General features: G+C 72.0%; 5 protein-coding genes. 3 read left to right on the forward strand and 2 right to left on the reverse strand.

What is annotated here, in order from left to right; genetic code table 11:
- Positions 1-153 precede the first annotated feature (153 nt).
- Positions 154-975: a TetR/AcrR family transcriptional regulator gene (locus tag MXD57_RS26065; RefSeq protein WP_250404465.1), complete on the reverse strand. Its 822-nt coding sequence runs from the start codon at positions 973-975 to the stop codon at positions 154-156.
- Positions 976-1,356: 381 nt separating this feature from the next.
- Between MXD57_RS26065 and MXD57_RS26070 the strand changes: the two genes are divergently transcribed.
- On the forward strand, positions 1,357-2,736 hold the full coding sequence (locus tag MXD57_RS26070; RefSeq protein WP_250404466.1) for an NAD(P)/FAD-dependent oxidoreductase: 1,380 nt from the start codon (positions 1,357-1,359) through the stop codon (positions 2,734-2,736).
- Positions 2,737-2,866: 130 nt separating this feature from the next.
- On the forward strand, positions 2,867-4,513 hold the full coding sequence (locus MXD57_RS26075; protein ID WP_250404467.1) for an ATP-binding SpoIIE family protein phosphatase: 1,647 nt from the start codon (positions 2,867-2,869) through the stop codon (positions 4,511-4,513).
- Between the two features lie 118 nt (positions 4,514-4,631).
- Here MXD57_RS26075 and MXD57_RS26080 read toward each other — a convergent pair whose 3' ends face one another.
- Positions 4,632-5,894, reverse strand: a complete 1,263-nt coding sequence (locus MXD57_RS26080; RefSeq protein ID WP_250404470.1) for an MFS transporter — start codon at positions 5,892-5,894, stop codon at positions 4,632-4,634.
- 134 nt (positions 5,895-6,028) lie between these two features.
- On the opposite strand from MXD57_RS26080, the gene MXD57_RS26085 reads away from it, so the two are divergent.
- Complete coding sequence (locus tag MXD57_RS26085; RefSeq protein WP_250404468.1) at positions 6,029-6,577, forward strand: MarR family winged helix-turn-helix transcriptional regulator; 549 nt, start codon at positions 6,029-6,031, stop codon at positions 6,575-6,577.
- Positions 6,578-6,886: the final 309 nt, after the last annotated feature.

Below are 6,886 nucleotides of genomic sequence, written 5' to 3' on the forward strand. Positions count from 1 at the left end.
ACGAGAAATTCGGTTGCTGCGCGCCCAGTTGGCGCCGGAGCGGCCGTGACCGCGCACACGGCGCGGGCCCCCGACCGCCCGGCCGCCATGGCGCACCGGGGGCACGGGTGGCCCGCCGCAGCGGATCCGGGCCGGCGGACCGGCCCGCGGCCACTACGCCGGCCGGGACCTGAGCCCGTCCAGCAGGATGTCCAGCAGCCGAGCCGAGGCCGCGGCCTGCTGCGCCGCGTCCGGCAGCGAGGGCGCCGCCGTGGCGATCACGAGCAGCACGTCCGCCACGGACACGTCCGTCCGCAGCTCACCCGCTTCCCGGGCCCGCTCCACCAGCCGGCCGACGACCTCGAGCAGCGCGCCGACCCCGGCGTCGTCCACCACGGCCGAGGAGGCGTCCTCCGCCACCAGCCGCAGCTCGCCGGCGCCCGGCTGGACCCGCTGCTGCGGCACCCGGGGCTCGTCGCCCGTGCCGCCCGAACCCACCGGGCCACCCGTGCCGACCGCGCTCACCAGGCCGACCGGACCGCCCGGCTCGCCGGGACCGGCGGAGCCGACCCGCAGCACCTGAGGCGGCAGCAACCGCCCCGCGCCCGACGCCACCGACGTCCGCAGGAAGCGGGACAGCGCCGACCACGGTTCGTCCTCCTGCCCGAGCGCGGCCCGCGCCTGCTCGGTCAGCCGCGCGGTCTCCTCCTCGGCTATCCGCCGGACCAGCACGTCCTTGCTCGGGAAGCGCCGGTACACCGTGCCGACCCCGACCCGCGCCCGCCGTGCCACGTCCTCCATCGGCGCGCCGTAACCCAGCTCGCCGAACACCTCACGCGCCGCACGCAGCACGTGCTCCAGATTGCGCTGTGCGTCCACCCGCAGCGGTGTCGTACGCGCCGAGTCCGCGCGCCCGTTTCCCGCCGCCGCGCTCACCGCAGTGCCGCCCGAGGCGAGAGCCGCTGCCGACGACCAATGAGTGTCTTGAACATGCATGTGTTTCCCCCGGTACATGACGTCTCCCCCCGGAGACTCTCCCCGCCACTGAGTCCGGAGTGCGTGGACCTGGCATCGGTCCCGAGCGGGACCCGTCCTTCGCGGAACCCGTTCGGCCACATCCCCTACACCCCGTCGACACACGAACATAGTTGAGAGGCAGTCAATTCAGAAGGGGCAGGTTCCGCACAGTGCGCCCCTCGATCGGAGTACGGGCCGGTTACGCCCCGGTAACGCACCTTCGCCCCCTCTCTCCCGCCCCTGCTGACCTGCCCGCTTTCTCCCGGCTCCGGCGGCGCGCACCGACGCGCGCACACCCGCTCGCCGGTCACACAAATTGCCGGGGCTGTGGACAAACAAGAGCGCCGGGTGCGTCATGGGATGGTGAAGGAACGTGCGCGCATTCTGGTTGTCGGCGGCGGCTACGTCGGGATGTACACGGCCCTGCGCCTGCAGCGGAGGCTGAAGCAGGAGATCAGGCGGGGTGAGGTCGACATCACCGTCGTCACTCCCGACCCCTACATGACGTATCAGCCGTTCCTCCCCGAGGCGGCCGCGGGTTCCATCTCCCCCCGCCATGTCGTCGTACCGCTGCGCCGCGTCCTGGACCAGTGCCACATCGTCGTCGGCGAGGTCACCTCCGTCGAGCACGCGGTGCGCACCGCCGCCGTCACCACCCTCGCCACCGCCGAGGAGGGCGGGACCGCCGAACTCGTCGGCTACGACGAACTCGTCCTCGCCCCCGGCTCGGTCGCCCGCACCCTGCCCATCCCCGGCCTCGCCGAGTACGGCATCGGCTTCCGCACCGTCGAGGAGGCCATCGGACTGCGCAACCACGTCATCGAGCAGATGGACATCGCCTCCTCCACCCGCGACCCCGCGGTCCGGGACGCCGCCCTCACCTTCGTCGTCGTCGGCGGCGGCTACGCCGGGGTCGAGGCGCTCGGCGAGCTCCAGGACATGGCCCGCTACACCGCGCGCTACTACCACAACGTCCGCCCCGAGGACATGAGGTGGATCCTCGTCGAGGCCTCCGACCGCATCCTGCCCGAGGTCGGCGAGGAGATGGGCCGCTACACCGTCACCCAGCTCCGCCGCCGCAACATCCAGGTCCTGCTGGACACCCGCCTGGACTCCTGCGCCGACCGCGTCGCCGTCCTCAGTGACGGCCAGCGCTTCCCGACCCGCACGCTCGTGTGGACGGCCGGCGTCAAACCGCACCCGCTGCTCGCCGCCACCGACCTGCCCCTCGACGCCCGCGGCCGCCTGAAGTGCACCGCCGAGCTGGCCGTCGACGGCGCCCCGCACGCCTGGGCAGCGGGCGACGCCGCGGCCGTTCCCGACGTCACCGCCGCCGAACCCGGCGCCCGGATCGCGCCCAACGCCCAGCACGCCGTCCGCCAGGCCAGGGTCCTGGGCGACAACATCGCCCACGCGCTGCGCGGCGAACCCCTGGAGACGTACGCGCACAAGTACGTCGGCTCGGTGGCCTCCCTCGGCCTGCACAAGGGCGTCGCGCAGATCTACGGGCGCAAGCTGAAGGGCTACCCTGCCTGGTTCATGCACCGCCTCTACCACCTCAGCAGGGTGCCCACCTTCAACCGCAAGGCCCGGGTCCTGGCCGAGTGGACGCTCGCCGGGCTCTTCAAACGGGAGATCGTCTCGCTGGGTTCACTCGAACACCCCCGAGCGGAGTTCGAACTCGCCGCCGGTGGAAAGCCTCCTCACAGCCCCTCCGACGACCCGAAGGGGTCGTCCTGACCGGACCCGGGAACTCCACGGGCCGCCCCGGCGTCTGACGGATATCGCCGCGGACGGCCACCTGCCAGACTGCCCCACGTCCTCGGACGGGCACCTGCCCGCCCTCTGCACCCACGAGGCTTTCCTCACTGTGAACTTCACGCGTTGGAGCGCCCGGCTCCCCGGAACGCAGCGCCGCGCCGCCGCACGCACCGACACCGCGGTCACCCCGGACCGCCGGGAGGAGGGCTCCGTGCCCATGGCCCGCGCCGGACAGCCGGCCGGCGGGGCCGTGCCGGTGCCCGCGGTCGACGAACTACCCGCGCGCGACGTCCTCGACCGCGTCCCGGCCCTCGTCGCCCTCGTCCACGGCCCCGACCACCGCATCGCCTACGTCAACGACGCCTACGCCTCGGCCTTCGGACTGCGGCCCCCGGGCGCCCCCGCCCGCGAAGCGCTCCCGGAACTCGCCGAACTCGGCCTGCTCCCCCTCCTCGACCAGGTACTGCGCAGCGGCAGACCCCGCACGCTGAAGTCCCGCAAGGCCGTCGACGGCCGCTCCTACACGTTCACCTGCACCCCGGTGGCCGGGGACGGCGACCGCGACGCCGGCGTGCTCGTGTTCGCCACCGACGTCACCGACCACGCCGAGGCCGCCGAACGCCTGCGCGCCAGCGAGCGGCGCCAGCGGGAGACCGCCGTCACCCTGCAGCGCTCCCTGCTCCCGCAGGAACTCGAACAGCCCGACGACCTTCGCATCGCCGCGACCTACCAGCCCGGCGGCACCGAGGCCGCCGTGGGCGGCGACTGGTACGACGTGATCACCCTCGGCGGCGGCCGAACGGCCCTGGTGATCGGCGACGTCATGGGCAGAGGCGTGCGGGCGGCCGCCGTCATGGGCCAGCTCCGCACGGCCGTACGGGCCTACGCCCGCCTCGACCTCCCGCCGCACGAGGTACTGCAGCTCCTCGACGGCCTCGCCACCGAGATCGACGCCAACCAGATCGCCACCTGCGTCTACGCGGTGCACGACCCCAACGAGGGCCGTCTGGTGTACGCATCCGCCGGCCATCTGCCGATCCTGGTCCGCGACGAGAGCGGCACCGTGCTGCGCGCCGACGAGCCCACCGGCCCGCCGCTCGGCACCGGCGGCTGGATGCACGCCTCCGGATCGATCGCGCTGGGCCCCGGCTCCACGGCGGTCCTCTACACCGACGGCCTGGTCGAGCGCAGGGACGAGGACCTGGACGAGGGCATCGCGTCCCTGGAGCGCGCCCTGTCCGGGGCGAGCGGCAGCCCGCAGGTCGTCTGCGACCGCCTGGTCCGCTCGGCCGGCGTCACCGCCGACCACGACGACGACGTGGCCGTCCTCGTCCTCCAGCACCCCGCCCGCAAGGGCCCCGAGGGCGATCTCTTCCGCAACGCGGCCCTGGAACTCCTCGGCGGTGTGGAAGCGGCTCCCCGGGCCAGGGCCTTCGCCTCCGGCGTCCTGACCAGTTGGCGGTTCCCCGTCGAACTGCACGACCTGGGCGTCCTCGCCACCAGCGAGCTGGTCGCCAACAGCCTCCAGCACGGCACGCCGCCGATGCGCCTGCGGCTGCGCCGTACCGACCGCCGCCTGATCATCGAGGTGACCGACGGCGACGACCACCTCCCCCGCCGCCGCCAGGCGGAACCGGCCGACGAATCGGGTCGGGGCATCGCCATCGTGGCCACCATCGCCTCCACCTGGGGCTCAAGAAGAACCCCGGGCGGCGGCAAGGCGGTCTGGTGCGAGTTCCTGCTGCCGAAGAGTTAGGTGACCCGTCCGGACGGGTCCGGGAGCCAGGTGTGCCGTTCGGACAGCTTGGTGGAGGGGGGAAGGGGCCCCGCCGTTGCGGGCCAGGCGACGCGCCCGGCCCGCCGGCGCCGGATGCCTACGCCTGTGCGGCAACCGGTTCCGCGGCCGCACCCCGAGCCACCACACGGCTCCTCGCGGAGGCCCACGGCTGATCCTGCGCAGGAGTCAGCCTCCTGCCCAACCGCAACGCCAGCACCGTGATCCCCAGCGAGAACAGCAGGAACGTCACGATGTACGGCACGTGCAGCGAGGCGCCGAGGGGGCCGCCCACCGCCGGCCCGACAGCCAGCGCAAGCTGCTTGACCAGGGCGAACGCCGAGTTGTACTGCCCGGCCATTCCCTCCGGCGCCAGATCCGCCACCAGCGGGGCCACCGTCGGCGACAGCATCGCCTCACCCAGACCGAACAGCGCGTACGTCGAGACGAACGCGGCCGTGGCCATCTCCTGGCTGCCGTGCCCGAGCCCCGCGTACCCCGCCGCGAGCCACGCCACGGCCCAGACCAGACCCACCCCGGCGATCACTCGCGACCGCCGGCGCTGCTCGACGAACCTCAGCACGGCGAACTGGGCGACGACGATCATCAGCGTGTTCGCGGCCAGGGCCGTACCGAGCGCCGAGGTCGATATCCCCGCGGCCTCCACGCCGTAGGCGCTCAGCCCCGACTCGAACTGGCCGTAGCAGGCGAAGAACAGCACGAAGCCCAGTACGCAGAGCTGCACCATCGCCCGGTTCCCGAGCAACCGCTTCCAGCTTCCCCTCACCCCACCGGACGGAGCGTCGGCGACGCGCGGCGAGCGCGGCATCCGCACCGTCGCCATCACCGCGACCAGCAGCAGGAAGATCGCCGCCTCGATCGCGAACAGCAGGGTGAAGGAGGACACCCGGGTGGCGTCGACGAGATGGCCGCCTATCAGGCCACCGACCCCCAGCCCCAGGTTCTGCAGGAAGAACTGCATCGCGAACGCCCGCGACCGGGTCTCCGCGGTGGAGCAGTCCACGATCATCGTCGCGAGGGCCGGCTGCATCACGGCCTGCCCGGCGCCGAGCGCGGCGGCCGACAGCAGGACGGCGCCCGAGCCGGCCGCGAGCCCCAGGCTCAGCGCCCCCAGCGCGGCGGTGACCAGAGCGGTGAGCAGAACCGGCAGCGGGCCGCGGCGCACGATCGCCCGGCCGGCGAACGGCAGCACGACCAGCGCGGCCACGGCGAAGACGGCGAGCACGAGACCCGCGGTCATGGCCCCGAGGCCCCGCACCTGCGCCACGTAGACGTACAGGTAGGGGACCGTGAAGCCGAGCCCGAATGCGCTGAGTGCGTTGCCCACGTGGATCCGGCGCATCGCTGCGCCCATCGCCCTGGTCACGTTCACCTCTCTCACTAGTTAGGAGTGAAGACTTCAAAGCTAAAGTTCGAAGCTAAAGAGTACACAGTGAAGGACTTCAAGGCAAAGGGACCTCGTGCCATACTGCGACCATGGCCGACACGCCCGGCGTCACGGAGCCGACCCTCGAAGAACAGATCGCCGCCTACCAGCGCGAGTTCCAGGACCTCGACCCCCAGGTCGAGAAGATCGTGTCGGCGCTGTCCAGGTTGAACCGCCGGATGAACGTGGCGTACGGCCGTCAGACCGCCGACCTCGGCATCAGCAACGCCGAGTGGGAGGTGCTCAAGGAGCTGGTCCTGTCCGGTGCTCCGTACCGCCTCGGGCCCAGCGACCTGGCCAAGCGGCTCGGCCTGACGCCGGCCGCGATGACCCACCGGATCGACCGCATGGTCACGGAGGGGCTGGTCACCCGTGAGCGCGACGAGACCAATCGCGTCCGGGTGATCGTCGAGCTGACTCCGGAGGGCCGTGAGAAGTGGCTGGAGGCCATGCGGCTCGCCACCGTCTTCGAGGAGGAGCTGCTCCAGGACCTCAGTCCCGGAGAGCGCTCGGTGCTCGGGGAGGTGCTGACCAGGCTTCTGCGCCGGGTGGAGCACGCCCAGCCGGACGCCGGCGGCCGACTCACCGACCTGGACTGACTCCCTAAAAAGATCTTGACAGGGCTGCTTGACACCCCCCTGGGCGATCCGTAAAGTTCTCCGAGTTGCCACGGAGCCGTAACGACTCCCTGACGACACCTCCGCCGCCTCGAGCGGCACCTCACACCATCAGCACGATCTCCCTACGGGATTGATTTCGGCATGCCGGAATTCAATTCGAATAGGGGCTCGGCGCCCCGATTGGGAATCGCCGAGCGGATCCGCTAAGGTTTGAGACGTCGGAACGGCCCAACAGCTGCGAAGACAAACCCCGCTGACCGGGGATCAGACGCCGAAAGGATCTGATAG

This window comes from Streptomyces cellostaticus (genome assembly GCF_023630175.1).
GTDB lineage: Bacteria > Actinomycetota > Actinomycetes > Streptomycetales > Streptomycetaceae > Streptomyces > Streptomyces cellostaticus_A.

What these genes read in the sequence shown, in the direction of transcription:
- MXD57_RS26065 (WP_250404465.1), bottom strand. Translation starts at nt 975, where the DNA reads ATGCATGTTCAAGACACTCATTGGTCGTCGGCAGCGGCTCTCGCCTCG.
- MXD57_RS26070 (WP_250404466.1), top strand. Translation starts at nt 1,357, where the DNA reads ATGGTGAAGGAACGTGCGCGCATTCTGGTTGTCGGCGGCGGCTACGTC.
- MXD57_RS26080 (WP_250404470.1), bottom strand. Translation starts at nt 5,894, where the DNA reads ATGCGCCGGATCCACGTGGGCAACGCACTCAGCGCATTCGGGCTCGGC.
- MXD57_RS26085 (WP_250404468.1), top strand. Translation starts at nt 6,029, where the DNA reads ATGGCCGACACGCCCGGCGTCACGGAGCCGACCCTCGAAGAACAGATC.